Here is a 19,223-nt window from a genome sequence, read left to right on the forward strand (position 1 = left end):
CAGAGACATGTAATCCAGTTCGTGTAGCTCAAAGGGGAACAACAATGAGAAAGACGATACTCCAACTCACCACCGCGCTTGCTCTCGTGACGATGGCCGGCGCGGCACAGGCCGACGATTGCAAGATCACCGTCGGCCTCGTCATGGAACTGACCGGCCCGGCCGGCGAATACGGCCAGGCCGGCGCCAAATCGGTCGAAATGGCCTTTCGCGACATCAATGCCGCCGGCGGCGTGCGCGGCTGCGACCTGACGACCGATACGCGCGACAGCCAGAGCCAGGGCAACATCGCGGTCGACGCCGCGACCCAGCTGGTTCAGGTCAAGAAAGTGCCTGTCATCATCGGCGGCATCATCTCTTCGGTGTCGATCCCGATCCTGACCTCGGTCACGGCGCCGGCCAAGATCGTCCAGGTGTCGCCGGCTTCGTCGTCGCCGACGCTGACGGCGCTCGGCCGCGACGGCAAGACCAACGGCATCTTCTTCCGCACCATCACCTCGGATGCGCTGCAGGGCGTCGCCGCCGCCAAATACGCCATCGACAAGGGTTTCAAGAAACTGTCGATCATCCATGTCAACAACGACTTCGGCGTCAACATGGTGGCCGAATTCTCACGCGCCTACAAAGCGCTCGGCGGCACCATCGTTTCCGACACGCCCTACAACGAAAAGCAGTCGAGCTATGCCTCGGAAGTCACGGCGGCGATGGCCGGCGAGCCGGACGGGCTCTATCTCGTCAGCACGCCGGTCGACGGCGCCACGGTTGCCCGCACCTGGATATCGCAGGGCGGCGTGCAGAAATTCCTGCTCAATGACGGCATGAACAGCCCGGACTTCATCGAGTCGGTCGGCGCCGACTATCTGAAGGAGGCCTATGGCACGTCGTCCGGCACCAGCCCGACGGCCTCCACCGAGTACTTCATGAAGAACTACAAGGAATTTTCCGGCATCGAGCCGTCCAACCCGGCGGCCGACCGTTCCTACGATGCCGGCGCCATCGTCGGCCTCGCCATCGCCATTGCCGGCTCCGAGGAGCCGGCCAAGATCAGGGATGCGATGTACAAGGCGGTCGACCCGGCCGGCACGCCGATCTTTGCCGGCAAGGAAGAATTCGCCAAGGCGCTCGGCCTGATCAAGGAGGGCAAGCCGATCCGCTACGAAGGCGTCATCGGCCCGGTCGCCTTCGACAAATATGGCGACATCACCGGCCCGTTCCGGCTTTGGAAGATCGTCGACGGCAAGGTGACGACCGACGGTGAGATGACAACCGACGACGTCAACGCGCTGCAGGCGAAGCTTCAGTAAAACAACCCACCGTCCGGCATCGCGATCGATGCCGGACGGTGGGCCTGGTCCCGCATTGTCCACGGATGCGGACGACGTCGCCTGCACCGCAAGGGTTTGACCGGCGGGCGATCGTGATTAGGATTGGCCGATGTCGCCCGAAACCCAACAGCTTCTATCTGCACTCGGCGGCCGGCTGGGCACGGGCGGCGTGCTCGCCGGCTCTGACGTGGATCAGCGCTATCGTGACGATCCCGACGGCAAGCTCGGCGCGCTTCCCGAAGCGGTGCTGCGCCCGCACGACACCGAGGGTGTCGCGGCAGCACTCGCCGCATGCAACCGCCTCGGCCAGCCGATTGTCGTGCAGGGCGGACGCACCGGGCTGACCGGCGCCGCGCGTGTGCAGCTGGGCGAGGTCGTGCTGTCGCTGGAGCGTATGACCGGCCTTGCCGCTCCGGACCGTCAGGCTGCCAGCATCGTCGCCGAAGCCGGCGCGACGCTGCAGGCGGTGCAGGAGGCGGCCGACGGCGCGGGCCTGATGTTCGGCGTCGATATCGGCGCACGCGGTTCGGCAACGGTTGGCGGCAATGTCGCCACCAATGCCGGCGGCATCCGCGTGCTGCGCTACGGCATGTACCGGGCGCAAGTGCTCGGCCTGGAAGCGGTGCTGGCCGATGGCAGCGTGCTGACATCGTTGAAAGGTTTGCCCAAGGACAATTCCGGCTACGACCTCGGCCAGCTCTTCATCGGCACGGAAGGGACGCTTGGCGTCGTCACACGCGCGGCACTCAGGCTGCATCCGAAGCCGGCGTCCGAGGTGAACGCCTTCTGCGCGCTCCCTTCGCTCGATGCCGCGATCGCCTTGCTCGGGCTGCTGCGGCAAAAGCTCGGCCCGCTCTTGTCCGCCTATGAGGTCAATTTCGCCCCGCTCTATGATGTCATGGTCGCCAGCATGGACATGCCGGCGCCGCTGCCGGCGGGCTCGCCCGTCTATGTGCTGGCCGAGATCCAGGGCAGCGAGCCCGAACGCGACAGCGAGCGCTTCGCCGAGGTCTTGATGCAGGCGGTCGAGGATGGCGTGATCGACGATGTGGTCGTCTCGCAATCGCCGCGCGAAGTCCGGGCACTGTGGGCCGTGCGCGAGGACGCCAATCGCTTGCTGTTTTCGATGAAAGGTCTGATCGGCGTCGACATTAGCATCCCGCTGGCGCGGATGGGAACGTTCCTGCAAGAAGCGGACGCTGCCATCCACGCCATGGATCCCGGCGCCGACATCTATGTCTTCGGTCATCTCGGCGACGGCAATCTGCACTACCAGGTCCGCACGGCCGATCCGGCGGCAGCCTATGACATCATCTATCGCGGCGTGGCGACAGCAGGCGGCGGCGTCTCGGCCGAGCATGGCATCGGCCTCGACAAGAAGAAGTGGCTGCATCAGGTGCGCAGCGACGCTGAAATCGCCACGATGCGGCGGCTGAAGGCAGCGCTTGACCCCAAGAATATCCTCAATCCGGGGCGGGTCTTCGACCCTGTTCCATCAGACTTCCCCCGGTGACAACCACCAGCTTGTAATCAACGCAGCACTCAGGTCCGTTCCGTCGCGACTTGCCTGGGGATGAGAAAACGGGCGGCAAGCGCACAGAGCAGCACGGTGAACATCAGGATCAGCGCCACCAGCGCGTTGATGTCGGGTGAGAAGCCAAGCCGCATCATCGCCCACAGCCTGACCGGCAGCGTGCTCTGGGTGCCGGTGACCAGGATGGTGATCATCGTTTCGTCGAACGACAGCGCGAAGGCCAGGATGGCGCCGCCGACCATGGCGCTCGACAAGTTCGGCAGGATGATGCGCCAGAATGTCTGCCAGCCCGTGGCGCCGAGATCGTAGGACGCTTCGACCAGCGTGCGGCTCATCGACTGCAGCCGCATCAGCACCGTGCGGTAGACGATCGCCAGCACGAAGACGGTGTGGCCGATGACGATCGTCAGCAACGAGCGTTCGAGCCCGATTTCGCGGAAGAAGATCAGCAGCGCCAGACCGCTGATGATGGGTGGCATCAGGAACGGCAGGAAGATGATGAACTGCAGCAGCGAACGGCCTGCACGGCGGCTGTGATAGTAGAGCGCCAGCAGCGTTCCGCTGACCACCGACAGGATGACGGTGCAGACACCGACGATCAGCGTGGTGCGCAAGGCGGCCAATATGTCATGGTTTCCGGCCAGCGCGACATAGGTCGCAAGCGTCGGCGACGACCAGTCGACATTGCCATGCGAAATGGCGAAGAACGACGATACGATCGGCACGAACAGCGGGCTGTAGAGCAGCACCGCAACCAGTGTCGTGATCGCAGCCAGAAAGATCGTCGAAGGCCGGGGCAGGGCGGTCATATTGACGTCCCCCGATTGCGCCCGAAGCGTTCGCCGACAAGGATCGCCGCGATCACCACGATCGCCAGCGCCACCGACAGCGCCGCGCCGAACGGCCAGTTGTAGGCCGTGCCGAACTGGCTGTAGAGGATGCGGCCGAAGGTGAAGCCGCTGATCCCGCCGACCATTTGCGGCGTCAGGAAATCGCCGATCGCCAGCACGAAGACGAAGCTCGCCGCCGAGGCGACGCCGGGCAGGCTGAGCGGCAAGGTGATGCGAAGGAAGGTCTGCAGGCCGCTGGCGCCCAGATCGTCGGAGGCGCGCAGCAGCACCTGCGGAATCCGTTCCAGCGACAGGAAGATCGGCAGGATGGCGAACGGGATCAGCAGCAGCGTCAGCGTCAGCAGGATGGCGTTCATGTTGAACACGAAAACCGTCGACGGCTCCTGCAGGATGCCGAGTGCCACCAGCGCCTTGTTGAGAAAACCGTTGAGGCCGAGGATGCTGCGGATCGCATAGATCTTGATGACGTAGCTCATCAGCAGCGGCACCAGCAGCAGCATCAGCAAGGCGTAGCGCCAGCGCCCCTTCAGGGTGGTCAGGAAATAGGCGGCGGGATAGGCCAGCAGAATGCAGATTGCCGCCACCGAGAGGCACAGCACGATGGTGTTCCAGAACACCGGAAGAAAGACCGGATCGGTGAAGAAGCGGGCATAATTGCCCAGTGACAGCGTGTAAACGATCGTGCCCTGGTCGACGCTGAAGAAACTGTAGCCGAGGAAGATCGCCAGCGGCACCAGGACGAAGACCACCGGCGAGGCGAAAGCCAGCGCCGTCACCAGCAGCGACCATCGCCTTTCCGCGAGCGGTATCGCACCGGTTCCGCTCATGCCAGCACCAGATGGCCTTCGTGCGGCGCAAACGAAAGCGAGATCGTCTCGCCGGATTTCAGCGTGCTGCCGTCAACCCGGCTCGGTGTGCGCAGCCGCAGGCGTTGTGCGGGATTGTCGGCGCCTGCCGTGATGGTGGCGACGGTCGACGAGCCGGCAAAAGCCATGTCGGAGATCGTGCCTGAAAAGCGATTGTCGGTATCTTGCGCCCCTGCAAGGTGCAAGGCCTCGGGACGGAATGCCGCGAAGGCGCTGGCGCCGTCCGCCGCGGCCTTCAGACGCGGTTGGCCGCTGATCGAACAAACCAGGCGCCCAAGCGTCGTCTCGATCGATCGCAGCTCGCCCTGGACGGCCCCAAGTTTCCCGGCCACCAGATTGTTCTCGCCGAAGAACCGCGCCACGAACTCGCAATTCGGCTTGTAATAAAGCTCGTGTGGCGTGCCGAGCTGGCGGATATGGCCGGCCTGCATGACGCAGATGCGGTCGGCCATGCCGATGGCCTCTTCCTGGTCGTGAGTGACGAACAGGAAGGTGGTCTTGATCTCGCGCTGGATGGATTTCAGGAACTCCTGCATCTGCCGGCGCAGCTCGAGGTCGAGCGCAGCCAGCGGCTCATCGAGCAGGATCAGGCGCGGCTGGCAGATCAGCGCACGGGCCAGGGCGACGCGTTGGCGCTGGCCGCCGGAGAGCTGGGCCGGAAAGCGGTCGGCAAAGCGGCCGAGCTGGACCAGGTCAAGCGCCTCCGCGACGCGGCGCGTGATCTCCTTGCGCTGGATATGGCGGACCGAAAGCCCGTAGCCGACATTGCCGGAAACGGTCAAATGCGGGAACAGCGCATAGTCCTGGAACACGGTGTTGAACGGCCGCCGGTTGATCGGCATGCGGCTGATGTCCTGGCCGTCGAGGCGGATCTCGCCCGCCGTCAGTGGCTCAAGCCCGCCAATCAGCCGCAGCACCGTGGTTTTGCCGGAGCCCGATGGCCCAAGAACGGTCAGGAACTCACCGTCCTTGATCGACAGGTCGATGTCGTGCAGCACGGGAACCGTGCCGTAGGATTTCGAAACGGACCGCAGCGTCAGCAGGTCGGTGTTCTGGTTCATGAAATACTCTCGCATACGCTGCGGCGGTCCGGAACGTCCGGACCGCCGGGTCCTTCGAAGTCAGAGCATCGAAAGGTCAGGGCGTCGCCTTGACCTCGTTCCACATGTCCGACCGCTTCAGCGGGTCCTCGACATTGTTGAGCCAGACCAGCTTGTCATTGCCGCCGGCGCTGCTGGTTTCGGTCACCGTGTTGCCGAAGCCGGTGCGTTCGGAAAGCGCGCCGCTGACCTTCTTGCTCAGCATGAAGTCGATCCACTTCTCGGCCGCCGCATTGTCGCGGACGCCCTTGGAAATGACCCAGTTGTCGAGCCAGGCAAGCGCGCCCTCGCTTGGATTGACGTAGGCGACATGGGCGCCGATCTTCTGCAGTGCCTTGACCTGCTGTTGACCATAGTTTGCCCAGATCAAAGCCACGTCATTGTTCTGGTAGATCTGCTGCGCCTCGTCGGCGGTGGTGTAGAAGCTCAGCACGTTGCGCTTGAGTTCGACCAGTCTGGCCTTGACCGCTGCCATCTGCTGTTCATTCAGATTGAACGGATCCTTGTAGCCGAGCGTCAGCGCGGTGAACGAGAAATTGTGCTCGCCATTGTCGTAGGCCAGAACCTTGCCCTTGTAGGCCGGGTCCCAGAGGACCGACATCGAGGTCGGCGCGGGCTTGACCTTGTCGGTGTCATAGATCAATCCGATCGAGTCGAAGCAGAACGGGATGCCATAGACCTTGCCGTCCTTGGTGACGCCGCTGACCGCCGTCAGATCGCGGAAGCGCGGCAGCACCTCCTTCTGGTTGGCCAGTTTCGTCACGTCGATCGGCGACACCAGATCGGCCTTGATGTAGCGCTGCAACTGGGCAGTGTTGACGGCGAAGACGTCGAAATCCTGCCCTTCGCTGCCCTTGATCTTGGCCCAGATCTCGTCGTCGCTGCCGATGAAGACGACATCGACGCCGATGCCGGTTGCAGCGGTGAAGTCCTTGACCCAGTCAGCATCGGCGTAGCCGTCCCAGGCCAGAACCCGAAGGTTCGCGGCCAGGGCAGCCGATGTCATCAGCCCGATGCCGAGGCCGATTGTCGCCATTCTTAGAAACAGTTTTTTCAGTCCCATTTTTAATCTCCCATTGTCATTCTGATGGACCGCAGTTTCCGGACCTTTGCCGTCACAGCTGAGTGACGGCGACCAGTCCCTCGTCCGGCACCGACACCATCCGGTTGCGCAGCGGCTTGCCGAATGTCTGTGCCTGGATTTCATACTCGTCGCCGGAAGCCGTCTTGACGCCGGAGGCGTAGCTCATCACCGCCGCACCGAAGAAATAGGCATGCAGGTCGCCCGCCCTGCGGTGCATCGGGTAGCGGAAATGGAAATGTTCGAGATTGGCGATCGAGTGCGACATATGCGCCTCGCCCGACAGGAACTCCTGCTCCCAGATAACAGTGCCGTCGCGCAGGATGCGGGAATGGCCGCGCACTTCGTCGGGCAGGTTGCCGATCAGAAGCTCCGGGCCGATCGAGCAGGAGCGAAGCTTGGAATGGGCGAGATAGAGATAGTTCTCGGCTTCCGTCACATGGTCGGAATATTCGTTGCCGAGCGCATAGCCGATGCGATAGGGGCGCCCGTCCGGCCCATTGAGGTAGAGCCCGACGATCTCGGCTTCTTCGGCGCCGGCGCGCGCGAAGGCCGGCATCGGCAGCGCGGCACCGGGTGGCACGACACAGGTGCCGACGCCCTTGAAGAACCATTCGGGCTGGATCCCGATCTGCCCGGCGGCGGGCTTGCCGCCCTCCAGGCCCATGCGGAAGATCTTCAGCGAATCCGATTCCTCGGCGTCCTCGCCATGCGTCAGCACATGCATCTTGTCGCGTGCCGCGGCACTGCCGGTGTGGGTCAGGCCCGTGCCGGTGACCAGGAAGCGCGCCGGCTCGGGATGATCGACCGGGGCCAGCACGCGGCCATCGCGCAACAGCTCGTCATAGTCGATCGTGGCAGTGCCTGTCCGTTCCTCGACAAGTACCGCGATGGACGCGCCTTGGGCGATTGCCGCTTCGGCCAGCTCCAGCACGGTGTTGGTCCCGTCGAGCGGATGCAGGCGATTGCCATCGTCGGAGACACGGCCAACCCGCCTGCTGCCATCGGCCATTCTGAACTGAACAAGACGCATGAAACACCCTTCTTCCCTTGAAACCGTACGGATCACACCCAGCCGGCGTCGACGATGAACTGCTGGCTCGTGCACATGCGGCTGTCGTCGGCGGCGAGAAACAGCGCCATGCGCGCGATATCGGCGGTCTGCAGCCGGTCGGGCAGGCACTGCCTCTCCTCGATCTGCCGCTCTCCGGCCGGGTTCAGCCACAGGCGCATCTGGCGCTCGGTCATCACCCAGCCCGGCACCATGCAGTTGACGCGGATGCGCTCGGGGCCAAGCTCGCGGGCCAGCGCCCGCGTCATGCCGTAGACAGCGGCTTTCGCGGTGACATAGGCAGGGCAATCGGGATCGCCGACCATCCAGGTGATGGAGCCGAAATTGATGATCGAGCCACCGCCCAGCGAACTCATCTGCGGGCGCACCGCTTGGGCCGCAAAGAACTGGTGGCGCAAATTGATCGCCATGCGGTCGTCCCAATAGGCGACCGTCACATCCTTGGTTTGATGCCGGTCATCATTGCCGGCATTGTTGCACAGGATCTGGATCGGGCCGTTGTGCTGCATCGCCTGCACGGTCGCCGCCTGCAGCTGCTCGACGTTGCGCAGGTCGCAGGCAATGAACAGCGGTGCGCGATGTCCCTCCGCCGCGATCGCGTCGACCAGGCGCTGGGACGGTTCTTCGGCCAGATCGACAAAGGCGACATGGCTGCCTTGCGCGCAGAAATGGCGCACCAGGCTTTCGCCGATGCCACTGCCGCCACCGGTTATGAAGACACTGCGGCCCTTGAGGCTGGGATAGGTCGCGTAGCCGATTTCATCCGTCATGGCGCGCCTCTCTAGTGGGAATGCCGGGGGATGCCGGCATCGCGCCGGCCGACGAGGAAGTCGAAATCGCAGCCCTTGTCGGCCTGCAGCACGCGCTCGACATAGAGGCTCTGATAGCCGCCTTCGGGCGGCGTCGGCGGCTGCCAGTCACGCCGGCGGATGGCCAGTTCCTCATCCGACACCAGAAGCTCAAGGCGGCGGCCGGCGACGTCGAGTTCGATGAGATCGCCATCGCGCACCAGCGCCAGTGCGCCACCCGCGGCGGCCTCGGGCGCCACATGCAGCACCACGGTGCCGTAAGCCGTGCCGCTCATGCGCGCGTCGGAAATGCGCACCATGTCGGAGACACCCTGCTTGAGTAGCTTCGCCGGCAGCGGCATGTTGCCGACCTCGGCCATCCCTGGATAGCCGCGCGGTCCGCAGTTCTTCAGCACCATCACCGATGTCGCGTCGATATCCAGCCCCGGATCGTCGATGCGGGCGTAGTAGTGCTCGATGTTTTCGAAGACCACCGCCTTGCCGCGATGCTGCATCAGCTCGGGCGTTGCCGCCGATGGCTTGATGACCGCCCCGTCGGGCGCCAGATTGCCGCGCAGGATCGAGATGCCGCCTTCCTTGGTCAGCGGCTCGCTCAACGGGCGGATGACCTCGCTGTTGTAGTTGGGCGCGCCGTCGATCAATTCGCCGATCGTCTTGTTGCTGACGGTCATGGCGTCACGATGAAGAAGCCCCACTTCATCAAGCGACGCCATGACCGCAGCCAGCCCCCCGGCATAGTAGAAATCTTCCATCAGGAACCGGCCCGACGGCATCAGATCGACAATGGTCGGAACGTCGCGGCCAAGGCGGTCCCAGTCGTCCAGGCTGAGGTCGACACCGATCCGATTGGCGATGGCGATCAGATGCAGCACCGCATTGGTCGAGCCACCGATCGCGCCGTTGACGCGAATGGCGTTCTCGAACGCTTGCCTGGTCAGGATCTGCGCAATCGTCACGTCCCTGCGGACCAGGTCGACGATCTGGCGTCCGGCCATCTGGGCGAGCACGCCACGGCGCGAATCCACTGCCGGGATCGCAGCGTTGTCCGGCATGCCGATGCCGAGCGCCTCCACCATGCTGGCCATGGTCGAGGCCGTGCCCATCGTCATGCAGCTGCCCGCCGACCGGCTCTGGCCCTGCTCGGCGGCGAGGAAATCGGCGACCGGCATGCGGCCGGCCTTCACCTCTTCGGCGAATTTCCAGACATGCGTGCCCGAGCCGATGTCTTGCCCGCGGAACTTGCCATTGAGCATCGGCCCACCGGAAACGGTGATGGTCGGCAGATTGCATGATGCGGCACCCATCAGCAGCGCCGGCGTGGTCTTGTCGCAGCCGACCAGCAGGATCACGCCGTCGATGGGATTGCCGCGGATGGATTCTTCGACATCCATGCTGACCAGATTGCGAAACAGCATGGCGGTGGGGCGCATGTTGCTCTCGCCCAATGACATCACCGGAAATTCCAGCGGCAGGCCGCCGGCTTCATAGACGCCACGTTTGACGTGGTCGGCGAGCGCCCGCAGATGCGCGTTGCACGGGGTCAATTCCGACCAGGTGTTGCAGATGCCGATGACCGGGCGGCCGTCGAAGGCGTCGGCGGGAATGCCTTGGTTCTTCATCCAGCTGCGGTGCATGAAGGCGTTCTTGCCTTCGCCGCCGAACCAGGCCTCGGAGCGCAGCTTGCGTTTGGTCTCGGTCACGATGCCAGCTCCCGATCGGTGCGGCGCTTGTTGCGGTTCTCGACACTGCGGCGCACGTCTTCCTCGGCATCGTCGATCAGCACCAGCAGTGCCTTTTGCGCGCCGGCGGCATCGCGCGCGGCAATCTTTTCGGCCACTTCCCGGTGCAGCGGCAAAGAGTGGCGTTGCCCCTCCGGATTGTCGTTGGAAAGGCGAAAGCTCATCACCAGCGCGGTTTCGACCAGTGCCGCCAGCGAGCCGATCAGCTCGTTGCCGGTCATGCGCAGAATGGTCTGGTGGAACAGCAAATCAGGCTTGGCGAAGCGGTCGCCGTCATCGACAACCGCTTCCATTTCGGCGAGCGCGGCATTGATCTCGGCGATCTGCGCCGGTGTGGCGCGTTGAGCGGCAAGTGCCGCCGACATTGGCTCGATGGCCCGGCGCAACTCGAACAGCGCCCGGACATCGTCGACGCTGACACCCCTGGCGTAACGCCACGACAGCACGTCCGGGTCGAGAAAATTCCAGTCGGAGCGGGGGCGCACCCGCGTACCGGTCTTCGGCCGCGATTCGACGAGGCCCTTGCCGGCCAGCACCTTGATCGCCTCGCGCAGCACTGTGCGGCTGACCCCCAGCATTTCGCTGGAATCGTCGGCATTGGGCAGCGCCTCGCCGGGCAGGAAATCGCCTTGCACGATGCGCAGGCCGATCTGCTCGACAACAGTCGCATGCAGCGCGGTGGAGCCGCTGGAAACCGCCACCGCAACCCTTGATGTTCGCGCCGTGCTGAAAGATTTTCTATTCTTCATACTATTCATATGATATGTCTTATAGATGTGGCGATTGGAGTCAAGGGATGGGGGCGTGCCGATGACAAAGAATTCCGCAGCCATTGCCGAGCGGCACACAGAGCTGGTTTCGATCAGCGACGGCATTGCGACGGTCGAGATCGCTCCGGCTGCCGGCGGCGCGGTGGCGTCGTATCGCTGGTGGCAAGACGGGTCTGTCGTCGATTGGCTACGCCCGGCCGATCTGGCGGCGATCAGCCGCCGCGATGCCGGCGCCATGGCCTGCTTCCCGCTGGTTCCCTACTCCAATCGCATAAGGGATGGCCGCTTCGCATTCGCCGGCCGGACCATCGAACTGCCGACAGGCCCCGACGATCCGCATCATGAGCATGGTCATGGCTGGCGTCGGCCATGGACTGTCGTGCGGCACGAAGCCTGCAGCATCGTCCTGCGCTATCGCCACGCCGCCGATTCCTGGCCCTGGAACTACGAGGCCGAGCAAGCGATCTCGCTTGTCGACGGCCAGCTGGGCATCGCCATTTCGCTGCGCAACCTCTCGGACACGCCGATGCCGGCCGGCTTCGGCCTCCACCCCTATTTCCCGTCGACGCCGTGGGCGCATGTCCAGGCGCCGGTATCCGGGATGTGGGAGACCGATGCCGACATCTTGCCCACCCGCCATGTCCTGCCGCCGGCCGGTGCCGACCCGACCACTGGCTTCGACGTTTCAGAGACGGACTTCGACACGGTCTTCACCGGATGGGCGCGCCACATCAGGATCTCCTGGCCGGAGCATGGGCGGCAACTGGACATCGAGGCCGAAGCACCGCTCGATTTCCTCGTTCTCTACACGCCGCCCGGCGAGCCGTTCTTCTGCGCCGAGCCGGTCAGCAACATCACCGATGCCTTCAACCGCGTAGGCGAGGGGGGAACCGGCCGCATCGTACTGGCGCCCGGGCAGACACGATCCGCCAGCGTCCGCTTCACGCCGTCACAGGCTGTCTGATCGCCCACGCCGAACCGGCCAAGTTATGGCCGGGTCAGAACGGATAATGCTGGCCCGGGTCCTCGATCGTCACCCAGCGCAAATCGGTGAACTCGGCGATCGATGCCTTGCCGCCGAAGCGGCCGTAGCCCGAGCCCTTGACGCCGCCGAAGGGCATCTGTGCCTCGTCGCCGACGGTCGGGCCGTTGATATGGCAGATGCCGGCCTCGATGCGCGCGGCAATCGCCATGGCACGCTTGATGTCGCGGCTGAACACGGCTGACGACAGGCCGTATTCGGTGTCGTTGGCGACGCGCACGGCCTCGTCCTCGCCCTTCACGCGGATCACCGGCTTGACCGGCCCGAATGACTCTTCGGCATAGACGCGCATGGCCGGCGTGACATGGTCGAGCAACGTTGCTTCCACCACGGTGCCGGCGCGCTTGCCGCCCGCCACCAGTCTGGCGCCCTTGGCGACGGCATCAGTGATGAGTTCCTCCATCTTGTCGGCGGCCTGACTGCTGATCAGTGAGCCCAGCACGACATGGCCGCGCGGATCGCCGGCCGGCAGTTGCGACGCGCGAGCCGCGAGTTTCGCCACGAATTCATCGGCGACCTTCTCGTCGACGATCAGCCGCTCGGTCGACATGCAGATCTGGCCCTGATGCATGAAGGCGCCGAAGGTGGCGGCGTTGACCGCCGCGTCGATGTCGGCATCGTCCAGCACCAGCAACGGCGCCTTGCCGCCGAGTTCGAGCAGCGCCGGCTTCAGGTGCCGTCCGGCGAGTTCGGCGATGATCCGGCCGACCTTGGTCGATCCGGTGAAGTTGACGCGCCTGACCGCAGGATGTGCGACCAGCGCCTCGACAATCCCGGCGGCATCCTTGGGATCGTTGGTGACGACATTGATGACGCCTTTCGGCAGGCCGGCCTCGACCAGCACCTGGCCGATCAGCCGGTGCGTACCGGGACACATTTCGGATGCTTTCAGCACCACCGTGTTGCCGCAGGCGATCGGCATGGCGATGGCGCGGGTGCCGAGAATGACCGGCGCATTCCACGGCGCGATACCGAGGCACACACCGGCAGGCTGGCGGATAGCCATGGCCAGCGTGCCGGGCTTGTCGGACGGGATGATCTCGCCCGAGATCTGCGTCGTCATCGCCGCCGCTTCGCGCAGCATGTTGGCCGCCAGCATGACGTTGAAGCCGGCCCAGGGGCCGGTGGCGCCGGTCTCTTCCATCATCAGCCGGGTGAACTCACCGACCTTCGAGGCCATCACGTCAGCCGCCTTGCTCAGCAAGGCGCGGCGCTCGCCCGGCCCTGTCTTCGACCAGGCCGGGAAGGCGGCCTGCGCGGCTTCGACCGCGGCATTGGCATCGGCAACGCTCGCTGCTGCCGCGCGCGTTGCCAGCCTGCCGGTGAACGGATCCATGCGCTCGTAGGACGCCGCACCCGAGGCAGCCCGTTCGCCGCCGTCGATCAGAAGTCCGATATCCATGACTGTCTCCCTCGCTCTATCCTTGTTTGACCATGATCTTTTCCGAAAACCGCTTCCCACTTTTCGGGATCATGGTCTAGAAACCCAGCGCTTCGGCATTGATCGATGCTTCGAGGCCACCGTCGACCGGCACGTTGGCGCCGTTGACCCAGCGTGCGCCGTCCGAGCACAGGAACAGCACCACCGGCGCGATGTCGCCGGAGGTGCCGGCGCGCCCGACCCTGGCAATGTCGCTGTCGACGCGGGCGTCGCCAAGCACGCTGCGGAACTGTTTCAGGATCGGTGTCTCGACCGGGCCGGGGCTCACCGCATTGACGCGGATGCCGCGGCTCTTGAACAGGTCCTGGTGCGCCGCACGGAAGGTCCACAACAGCAGCAGCTCCTTGGAGACGGGATAGCCTTCCTCGTTCCTGACCGCGTGATCGGCGACCACCTTGGCGACATCGGGAAAGCCCTCGATGCCGACCATCGAGGCGGCGCGGTTGAGATTGGCGCGCCAGCCATAGCCGGCGATCGAGGCGACGTTGACGATGGCGCCGCCTTCGCGAAGTCTTGGCGCGAGACCTTCCGAAAGCGCTCTGAGCCCGAAGAAGTTGACGGCCAGCGTCGACACCGCGCCGGTGTTGCCGGAAAGGCCGGCGACGTTGCAGAGCGCGTCGATGCGCTGCGGCAGACGCGCGATGAGATCATCGACGCCGGCCTTGGTCGAGATGTCGGCCTTGACGAAACTGCCAGCCGGGCTAGCCGGCTCGCGCACGTCGACGCCGATCACATCGGCGCCGAGCTGGCCGGCGAGTTCCGCCGTACGGGCACCGATGCCGGAGGCGACACCGGTGATGAGGATGGTCTTGCCGAAGAGCATGGTCACGCCTTTTCCTGGTGCATCGTTGTTTTTTGTGGCGAAGGCGTCGCGTCGCCATCGGCGGCCGCGAGCCTGACGCGGTAACCGACCGGCAGCAGGCGCAGGCCAAAACGCTCCTCGATCGTCCCCCACAGGCCGCGCGGCAGGAAGAGTGAGAACAGTACGGCGGTGGCGCCGAGCCCGACCAGATACCAAACGCCGGTGCCGCCAAACCAGGTCTCGATGAGGAAGAACACCAGCGCGCCGAGAATGGCGCCCTCGAAAGTGCCGATGCCGCCGACCAGCACCATGAAGATCATGTAGGCGGTCCATTGCACGTTGAAGTAGGTTTTCGGCTGGAAGGTGATGGAAGTCGCCAGCCACAGCGCGCCGGCAATGCCGATGCCGAAGGCGGCAAGCACGAACAGCAGCCGCTTGGTGCCGATGACGCGCACGCCGACCGACGCGGCGGCGTCCTCATTGTCCCGGATCGCCCGGATCGCGGCACCCGTGCTGCCGCGCAGCAGGCCAAACAGAATGGCAAGCAGCGCGGTCATCGAGGCCAGCGCCAGCCAGTAGATCGTCGCCCGCCTTGTGCCGGCATCATAGACATTGAGCGAGATCAGCGACGTGCCGGTTTCGCCCTGCACCAGCCGGTCGAGATTGACCAGGAGATGCGTCAGTGCCGCGATCACCCACATGCCGATGGCGAACTCGCCATTCTTCAGCCGCAGCATGAACAGCGAGAGCGGCAGCGAAACCACGCCGACGAGAATTCCCGACGCAAACAGCGCCAGGAACGGGTTGAGGCCGGCATCGGCCAGCCGGATGGCGAAATAGGCGCCGAGCCCAAAGAACACCTGCTGGCCGACCGAGACCAGGCCGCCGAACCCGGCCAGCGCGTTCCACATCGCCGCCAGGATCACATAGATGAACAGCGCGGTCATGCGGTCGACCGCGCCGGCCGACAGGAACTGCGGTGCAATCGCCAGCAACGCGATGATGACGGCGACCGCAACCGCTGCGACGCGCGACGTCGCGGTGCCGCGCTCGATGACAGGCATGGTGGCGGACGCGCTCATGACGTCTTGCCCGATGGCAGGCGCAACAGGCCGCGCAGGCCAAGGCCGGACGCGGACAACCGCACGAACAGCACGATGAGGAAGACAGCGTGGCCGCCGATCAGAAAACCTTGCGGATGCACTTGCGCGCCGAGCGTCTGGGCGAGCGCCAGCACGATGCCGCCGATCAGCGTTCCCCACAGCGAACCGGCGCCGCCGATGACGGCCGCCTCGAAAGCGAACAGCAATTGCGGTGCGCCGGCATAGGGATCGAATGTGGCGCGCATACCCAGGAACGCGCCGGCAAGACCAACCGTGACCATGGCGATGGCGGCGGCAATCGCATTGGCGCGGCGCGCATCGACCCCGACCAGGCCGGCGGTATCGGGGTCCTCGGAAGTCGCGCGGATCGAGCGGCCAAGCCGGGTGCGGGTGAGGAACAGCTGCAGCCCGCCAAGCAGGACGACGGCTGTGGCGAACATGATCACGGCGAGCTTGCCGACATAGATGCTGCCCGGCCATTCCCAGGAATCATAGGACAGGCTGCCGATATAGGGCGCCAGTGAACGCGTGTCGGCGCCGAACTGCTCGAACAGCATGTTATCGATGACGATGGCCAGGCCGAACGTCGTCAGGATCGGCAGCAGCGCACCGCCGCGCGCGCTGCGTTCGAGCAGGAAGCGCTGCAGCGCCCAGCCGATCGCCGCCATCAATGGCAGGACGATGAGCATGCCGACAAAGGGCGAGACGTGGAACCGCGAGGCGAGCAGCCACAGCGCATAGGCGGCGAACACGGCAAGGCTGCCATGGGCGAGGTTGATGATGCGCATCACCGAAAACATGAACGACAGGCCGCAGGCGATCAGCGCATAATAACCGCCAAGAAGGACGCCCTGGATGATCTGGTTGCTCATGCGGGAACGCTCCCGGTGCTTTTTCGGTGCAGGCCGAAATAGGCCTTCGTCACCTCGTCGCGCGAAACCTCCTTGCTCGCCCCCTCAAGCGCGACACGCCCTTCGAGCAGGCAGATGACCCTGTCGGATACCGCGAGCGCCCGGTTGAGGTCCTGTTCGACCAGAATGATCGTCGTGCCCGAAGCGATCAGCCCTTGCAGCGCGGCGTAGACGCGGTCGACGATCAGCGGCGACAGGCCGAGCGAAACCTCGTCGAGCAGCAGCAGCTCGGGGTTGCTCATCAAGGCACGGCCGATCGCCGTCGCCTGCTGCTCGCCGCCCGAGAGATGGCCCGTCCTGGCATGGCGGCGCGGCTTCAAATTGGGGAACATCTCCAGCACCCTGTCGACGCTCCAGTCGCCCGGCCGGCCGGCGGTCTTGCCGAGCAGAAGGTTCTCCTCGACCGTCATCTGCACGAACAGTTTGCGTCCCTCCGGCACCAGCGCCACACCCATGCCGACGCGTCTGTGCGACGCAACATTGGCGAGATCGGCGCCGTCCAGCAGCACGCGGCCGGCCGCCGGCTGATGTGCGCCGGCGATCGCCCGGAGCAGCGTCGTCTTGCCGGCGCCATTGGCGCCGACCAGCGCCAGCGTCTCGCCGCGTTCGATGGTGAAGCTCACGCCGCGCACCGCTTGCAACAGGCCGTGCCGGACAACCAGGTTCTCGACCGACAGCAGGCTCATTTAGGGCCTCCGCCGAGATAGGCGCGCACGACCTCGGGGTCGGCCATCACCGCTTGCGGATCGCCGTCGGCGATGATCCTGCCGGCGTCCATGCAGATCAGCCGCTCGGCCACCTGTAGCAGGATATGCACGATGTGCTCGATCCAGACGATGCCGATCTTGCGCCGGCGCAATTCCTTGATCGTGTCGACAAGTTCGCCGGCTTCGCCATCGGTCAATCCACCGCCGATCTCGTCCAGCAGAAGCAGCGTCGGTCTTGCCGCCAGCGCCCGAGCCAGCTCCAGCCGCTTGCGGTCAAGCAGCCCGAGCGTTTCGGCGCGCCGGTTGGCGACATCAAGCATGCCGCACAGTTTCAGCGAACCGAGCGCCTCCTCATAGGCCTCGTCGCGGCCGAGGCCGGCGCCATGCGACGCGGCGACGAAGACATTCTCGAAGGTGGTCATGCCGCTGAACGGTTTTGGCACCTGATGCGTGCGCACCAGGCCGAGCCGGCAGCGCTGCGTCGCCGACAGCGGCGTCACATCGCCGCCCTTGAAGCTGACCGTGCCCGAGCTTGGTGGAAAAGCCCCGGCGAGCACACTGAGCAGCGTGGTTTTGCCGGCGCCGTTCGGGCCGACAATGCCGACCGCCTCGTCCGCGGCCATGGCGAAGTCGACGGCATCCAGCACCACAAGCGCGCCGAAGCGCTTGTGGATGCCGGCTGCGGCGAGGATCGCCTGTTGTCGCGGATGGGTCACCAGGCGATCCCCGTCAGCGGTCCATCAGCCGTTGTAAGGCAGAAGCTTGGCTTCGACAGGAACCTTCCGGTCGGTGGCGTTCTCCGTCACGACATAGTCAAGCGGGAACTTGGCTCCTTCCTTGGCGGCCACCCACTGCGTGCCGATGATCGGTCCGGGCGAGACATTGGCCACCGGGCCGCTGGTGAAATCGACCTTGCCGATCATGGTCTCGGTCTTGAGCTGGCTCAGCGCCTTGGCCACCGCTGCCTTGTCCTTGGCGTCGGTGCTTGCCTTCAGCGCCTCGAAGCCGGCGTCGAGCAACGACATCGAGGCGCCGAGCTGCTGCGTCCACTGCTTGCCGCTGGCCGCCTCGTAGCCGTCGGCCAGCTCGGTTCCCGAAACGCCGGTCAGCGGCGATTTGTACGGGAAAGCCTTGTGCCAGTAGGCGGCGCTTGAAATCTTCATGCCAAGATCGCCGAGCGCCTCGATGTCAGACGGGAACAGCCCGGTCTTGGCGACCTGGCAGATCTTGATCTGCTTGATCAGGCCCTGCTGTGCCGCCTGGCGCCAGAACGCCGCGAAATCCGGCGGGATCGGGAACGAGTTGAAGATCTCGACGCCTTCCTGCTTGAACAGCGCGATCTGCGAGGAGTAGTCGGTGGTGCCGGTCTCATAGGCACCGGGATCGACAATGGTGAACCCTTGCTTGGCAAGCAGCGGTGCCAGATTAGCGCGGATGGCGTTGCCGTCGGCATCGTTCGGATACATGACGCCGACCTTCTTGTTGGTCTCGATCAGGTTCCATTGCGAGATGTAGGTCTTGAAGAACTCGCCGACGCCGAAGCCGAAATGATAGGTCCATTTGAACGGCGAGGGCGCGCCGGGCTTGGCGCCACGGCCGAAATACCAGGCTTCCCACGGCATGACTGTCGACAGGCACGGCACGCCGGCGGCCTCGCAGGCGTCGGCGACCGGATTGATCACTTCGGGCGTCGACACCGCCAGCATCAGGTCGATGGCCTGGTTGTTGATCAGGTCCTTGGCCAACTGGCCGGCGCGCGACGGATCGGACTGCGTGTCCTGGTCGAGGATCTCGACACTGTATTTCTTGCCGCCGATGTCGAGCCCCCCGGCCAGCGCCTTGCGGGCCAGGTCGAGCACGTAGCCGTCGGTCTGGCCGAAGCCGGCGAGCGGCCCGGTGCGCGGGCTGACGAAGCCGACCTTGAGCGTGCCGCCGGCTTGAGCAAAGGCGCCGCGGCCGCCAAGCGCAAGCGCCGCGCCGCCGGCGATCGAGGTCGCAATGAACTGGCGTCGCGAAATACCGTGAGTGATGGATTTGTTGCCGATGGCGTGGGTCATTTGTTCCTCCCTC

At 64.9% G+C, this 19,223-nt stretch carries 18 protein-coding genes; 3 read left to right on the top strand and 15 right to left on the bottom strand.

The features are described 5' to 3' along the window. Positions 1 to 44 precede the first annotated feature (44 nt). Together BPNPMPFG_RS30290 and BPNPMPFG_RS30295 are read left to right on the top strand one after the other, a co-directional pair. Positions 45 to 1,304 carry an ABC transporter substrate-binding protein gene (locus BPNPMPFG_RS30290; RefSeq protein WP_258592225.1) on the top strand — a complete coding sequence of 420 codons (1,260 nt, stop codon included), beginning with the start codon at positions 45 to 47 and terminating at the stop codon, positions 1,302 to 1,304. A 130-nt stretch (positions 1,305 to 1,434) separates the two neighbouring features. Continuing rightward, complete coding sequence (locus BPNPMPFG_RS30295) at positions 1,435 to 2,838, top strand: FAD-binding oxidoreductase (protein WP_258592226.1); 1,404 nt, start codon at positions 1,435 to 1,437, stop codon at positions 2,836 to 2,838. 29 nt (positions 2,839 to 2,867) lie between these two features. Here the strand turns inward: BPNPMPFG_RS30295 and BPNPMPFG_RS30300 are convergent, their stop codons facing one another. The 8 genes from BPNPMPFG_RS30300 to BPNPMPFG_RS30335 form a co-directional block, all read right to left on the bottom strand. Then, positions 2,868 to 3,668 (bottom strand): ABC transporter permease, encoded by an 801-nt coding sequence (locus BPNPMPFG_RS30300; RefSeq protein WP_258592227.1) that lies wholly within the window; start codon positions 3,666 to 3,668, stop codon positions 2,868 to 2,870. Then, complete coding sequence (locus tag BPNPMPFG_RS30305) at positions 3,665 to 4,537, bottom strand: ABC transporter permease (protein ID WP_258592228.1); 873 nt, start codon at positions 4,535 to 4,537, stop codon at positions 3,665 to 3,667. The genes BPNPMPFG_RS30300 and BPNPMPFG_RS30305 overlap by 4 nt, the downstream gene beginning before the upstream one ends. Next, positions 4,534 to 5,637 carry an ABC transporter ATP-binding protein gene (locus BPNPMPFG_RS30310; RefSeq protein ID WP_258592229.1) on the bottom strand — a complete coding sequence of 368 codons (1,104 nt, stop codon included), beginning with the start codon at positions 5,635 to 5,637 and terminating at the stop codon, positions 4,534 to 4,536. Before BPNPMPFG_RS30310 ends, BPNPMPFG_RS30305 begins: the two co-directional genes overlap by 4 nt. Before the next feature lie 76 nt (positions 5,638 to 5,713). Continuing rightward, a complete protein-coding gene (locus tag BPNPMPFG_RS30315; protein ID WP_258592230.1) occupies positions 5,714 to 6,739 on the bottom strand; it encodes an ABC transporter substrate-binding protein in 1,026 nt (341 codons plus the stop codon). Between the two features lie 52 nt (positions 6,740 to 6,791). After that, complete coding sequence (araD1, locus tag BPNPMPFG_RS30320) at positions 6,792 to 7,790, bottom strand: AraD1 family protein (RefSeq protein ID WP_258592231.1); 999 nt, start codon at positions 7,788 to 7,790, stop codon at positions 6,792 to 6,794. 32 nt (positions 7,791 to 7,822) lie between these two features. Beyond that, positions 7,823 to 8,599 carry an SDR family NAD(P)-dependent oxidoreductase gene (locus BPNPMPFG_RS30325; RefSeq protein WP_258592232.1) on the bottom strand — a complete coding sequence of 259 codons (777 nt, stop codon included), beginning with the start codon at positions 8,597 to 8,599 and terminating at the stop codon, positions 7,823 to 7,825. 11 nt (positions 8,600 to 8,610) lie between these two features. Beyond that, positions 8,611 to 10,338 (bottom strand): IlvD/Edd family dehydratase, encoded by a 1,728-nt coding sequence (locus BPNPMPFG_RS30330; protein ID WP_258592233.1) that lies wholly within the window; start codon positions 10,336 to 10,338, stop codon positions 8,611 to 8,613. Continuing rightward, positions 10,335 to 11,078: a FadR/GntR family transcriptional regulator gene (locus BPNPMPFG_RS30335; RefSeq protein WP_258592234.1), complete on the bottom strand. Its 744-nt coding sequence runs from the start codon at positions 11,076 to 11,078 to the stop codon at positions 10,335 to 10,337. The genes BPNPMPFG_RS30330 and BPNPMPFG_RS30335 overlap by 4 nt, the downstream gene beginning before the upstream one ends. Before the next feature lie 109 nt (positions 11,079 to 11,187). Here BPNPMPFG_RS30335 and BPNPMPFG_RS30340 point away from each other — a divergent pair, with 109 nt between their 5' ends. After that, positions 11,188 to 12,111, top strand: coding sequence for an aldose 1-epimerase (locus BPNPMPFG_RS30340; RefSeq protein WP_258592235.1), 924 nt, complete (start codon positions 11,188 to 11,190; stop codon positions 12,109 to 12,111). A 34-nt stretch (positions 12,112 to 12,145) separates the two neighbouring features. Here the strand turns inward: BPNPMPFG_RS30340 and BPNPMPFG_RS30345 are convergent, their stop codons facing one another. The 7 genes from BPNPMPFG_RS30345 to BPNPMPFG_RS30375 all read right to left on the bottom strand — a co-directional run bounded on the left by BPNPMPFG_RS30345 (position 12,146) and on the right by BPNPMPFG_RS30375 (position 19,210). Next, positions 12,146 to 13,591 carry an aldehyde dehydrogenase gene (locus tag BPNPMPFG_RS30345; protein WP_258592236.1) on the bottom strand — a complete coding sequence of 482 codons (1,446 nt, stop codon included), beginning with the start codon at positions 13,589 to 13,591 and terminating at the stop codon, positions 12,146 to 12,148. Between the two features lie 76 nt (positions 13,592 to 13,667). Next, a complete protein-coding gene (locus BPNPMPFG_RS30350) occupies positions 13,668 to 14,453 on the bottom strand; it encodes a coniferyl-alcohol dehydrogenase (protein ID WP_258596987.1) in 786 nt (261 codons plus the stop codon). Between the two features lie 2 nt (positions 14,454 to 14,455). Then, positions 14,456 to 15,514, bottom strand: a complete 1,059-nt coding sequence (locus tag BPNPMPFG_RS30355; protein ID WP_258592237.1) for a branched-chain amino acid ABC transporter permease — start codon at positions 15,512 to 15,514, stop codon at positions 14,456 to 14,458. Continuing rightward, positions 15,511 to 16,407: a branched-chain amino acid ABC transporter permease gene (locus tag BPNPMPFG_RS30360; RefSeq protein WP_258592238.1), complete on the bottom strand. Its 897-nt coding sequence runs from the start codon at positions 16,405 to 16,407 to the stop codon at positions 15,511 to 15,513. Before BPNPMPFG_RS30360 ends, BPNPMPFG_RS30355 begins: the two co-directional genes overlap by 4 nt. Further along, on the bottom strand, positions 16,404 to 17,132 hold the full coding sequence (locus tag BPNPMPFG_RS30365; protein WP_258592239.1) for an ABC transporter ATP-binding protein: 729 nt from the start codon (positions 17,130 to 17,132) through the stop codon (positions 16,404 to 16,406). Before BPNPMPFG_RS30365 ends, BPNPMPFG_RS30360 begins: the two co-directional genes overlap by 4 nt. Then, positions 17,129 to 17,776, bottom strand: coding sequence for an ABC transporter ATP-binding protein (locus BPNPMPFG_RS30370; protein WP_258596988.1), 648 nt, complete (start codon positions 17,774 to 17,776; stop codon positions 17,129 to 17,131). Before BPNPMPFG_RS30370 ends, BPNPMPFG_RS30365 begins: the two co-directional genes overlap by 4 nt. 117 nt (positions 17,777 to 17,893) lie before the next feature. After that, a complete protein-coding gene (locus BPNPMPFG_RS30375) occupies positions 17,894 to 19,210 on the bottom strand; it encodes an ABC transporter substrate-binding protein (protein ID WP_258592240.1) in 1,317 nt (438 codons plus the stop codon). Between the last annotated feature and the right edge of the window lie 13 nt (positions 19,211 to 19,223).

This window comes from Mesorhizobium sp. AR07 (assembly GCF_024746815.1).
Taxonomy (GTDB): domain Bacteria; phylum Pseudomonadota; class Alphaproteobacteria; order Rhizobiales; family Rhizobiaceae; genus Mesorhizobium.

What these genes read in the sequence shown, in the direction of transcription:
- BPNPMPFG_RS30360 (WP_258592238.1), bottom strand. Translation starts at nt 16,407, where the DNA reads ATGAGCAACCAGATCATCCAGGGCGTCCTTCTTGGCGGTTATTATGCG.
- BPNPMPFG_RS30340 (WP_258592235.1), top strand. Translation starts at nt 11,188, where the DNA reads ATGACAAAGAATTCCGCAGCCATTGCCGAGCGGCACACAGAGCTGGTT.
- BPNPMPFG_RS30365 (WP_258592239.1), bottom strand. Translation starts at nt 17,132, where the DNA reads ATGAGCCTGCTGTCGGTCGAGAACCTGGTTGTCCGGCACGGCCTGTTG.
- BPNPMPFG_RS30375 (WP_258592240.1), bottom strand. Translation starts at nt 19,210, where the DNA reads ATGACCCACGCCATCGGCAACAAATCCATCACTCACGGTATTTCGCGA.
- BPNPMPFG_RS30370 (WP_258596988.1), bottom strand. Translation starts at nt 17,776, where the DNA reads ATGGCCGCGGACGAGGCGGTCGGCATTGTCGGCCCGAACGGCGCCGGC.
- BPNPMPFG_RS30355 (WP_258592237.1), bottom strand. Translation starts at nt 15,514, where the DNA reads ATGAGCGCGTCCGCCACCATGCCTGTCATCGAGCGCGGCACCGCGACG.
- BPNPMPFG_RS30300 (WP_258592227.1), bottom strand. Translation starts at nt 3,668, where the DNA reads ATGACCGCCCTGCCCCGGCCTTCGACGATCTTTCTGGCTGCGATCACG.
- BPNPMPFG_RS30305 (WP_258592228.1), bottom strand. Translation starts at nt 4,537, where the DNA reads ATGAGCGGAACCGGTGCGATACCGCTCGCGGAAAGGCGATGGTCGCTG.
- araD1 (WP_258592231.1), bottom strand. Translation starts at nt 7,790, where the DNA reads ATGCGTCTTGTTCAGTTCAGAATGGCCGATGGCAGCAGGCGGGTTGGC.
- BPNPMPFG_RS30315 (WP_258592230.1), bottom strand. Translation starts at nt 6,739, where the DNA reads ATGGGACTGAAAAAACTGTTTCTAAGAATGGCGACAATCGGCCTCGGC.
- BPNPMPFG_RS30295 (WP_258592226.1), top strand. Translation starts at nt 1,435, where the DNA reads ATGTCGCCCGAAACCCAACAGCTTCTATCTGCACTCGGCGGCCGGCTG.
- BPNPMPFG_RS30350 (WP_258596987.1), bottom strand. Translation starts at nt 14,453, where the DNA reads ATGCTCTTCGGCAAGACCATCCTCATCACCGGTGTCGCCTCCGGCATC.
- BPNPMPFG_RS30290 (WP_258592225.1), top strand. Translation starts at nt 45, where the DNA reads ATGAGAAAGACGATACTCCAACTCACCACCGCGCTTGCTCTCGTGACG.
- BPNPMPFG_RS30310 (WP_258592229.1), bottom strand. Translation starts at nt 5,637, where the DNA reads ATGAACCAGAACACCGACCTGCTGACGCTGCGGTCCGTTTCGAAATCC.
- BPNPMPFG_RS30345 (WP_258592236.1), bottom strand. Translation starts at nt 13,591, where the DNA reads ATGGATATCGGACTTCTGATCGACGGCGGCGAACGGGCTGCCTCGGGT.
- BPNPMPFG_RS30325 (WP_258592232.1), bottom strand. Translation starts at nt 8,599, where the DNA reads ATGACGGATGAAATCGGCTACGCGACCTATCCCAGCCTCAAGGGCCGC.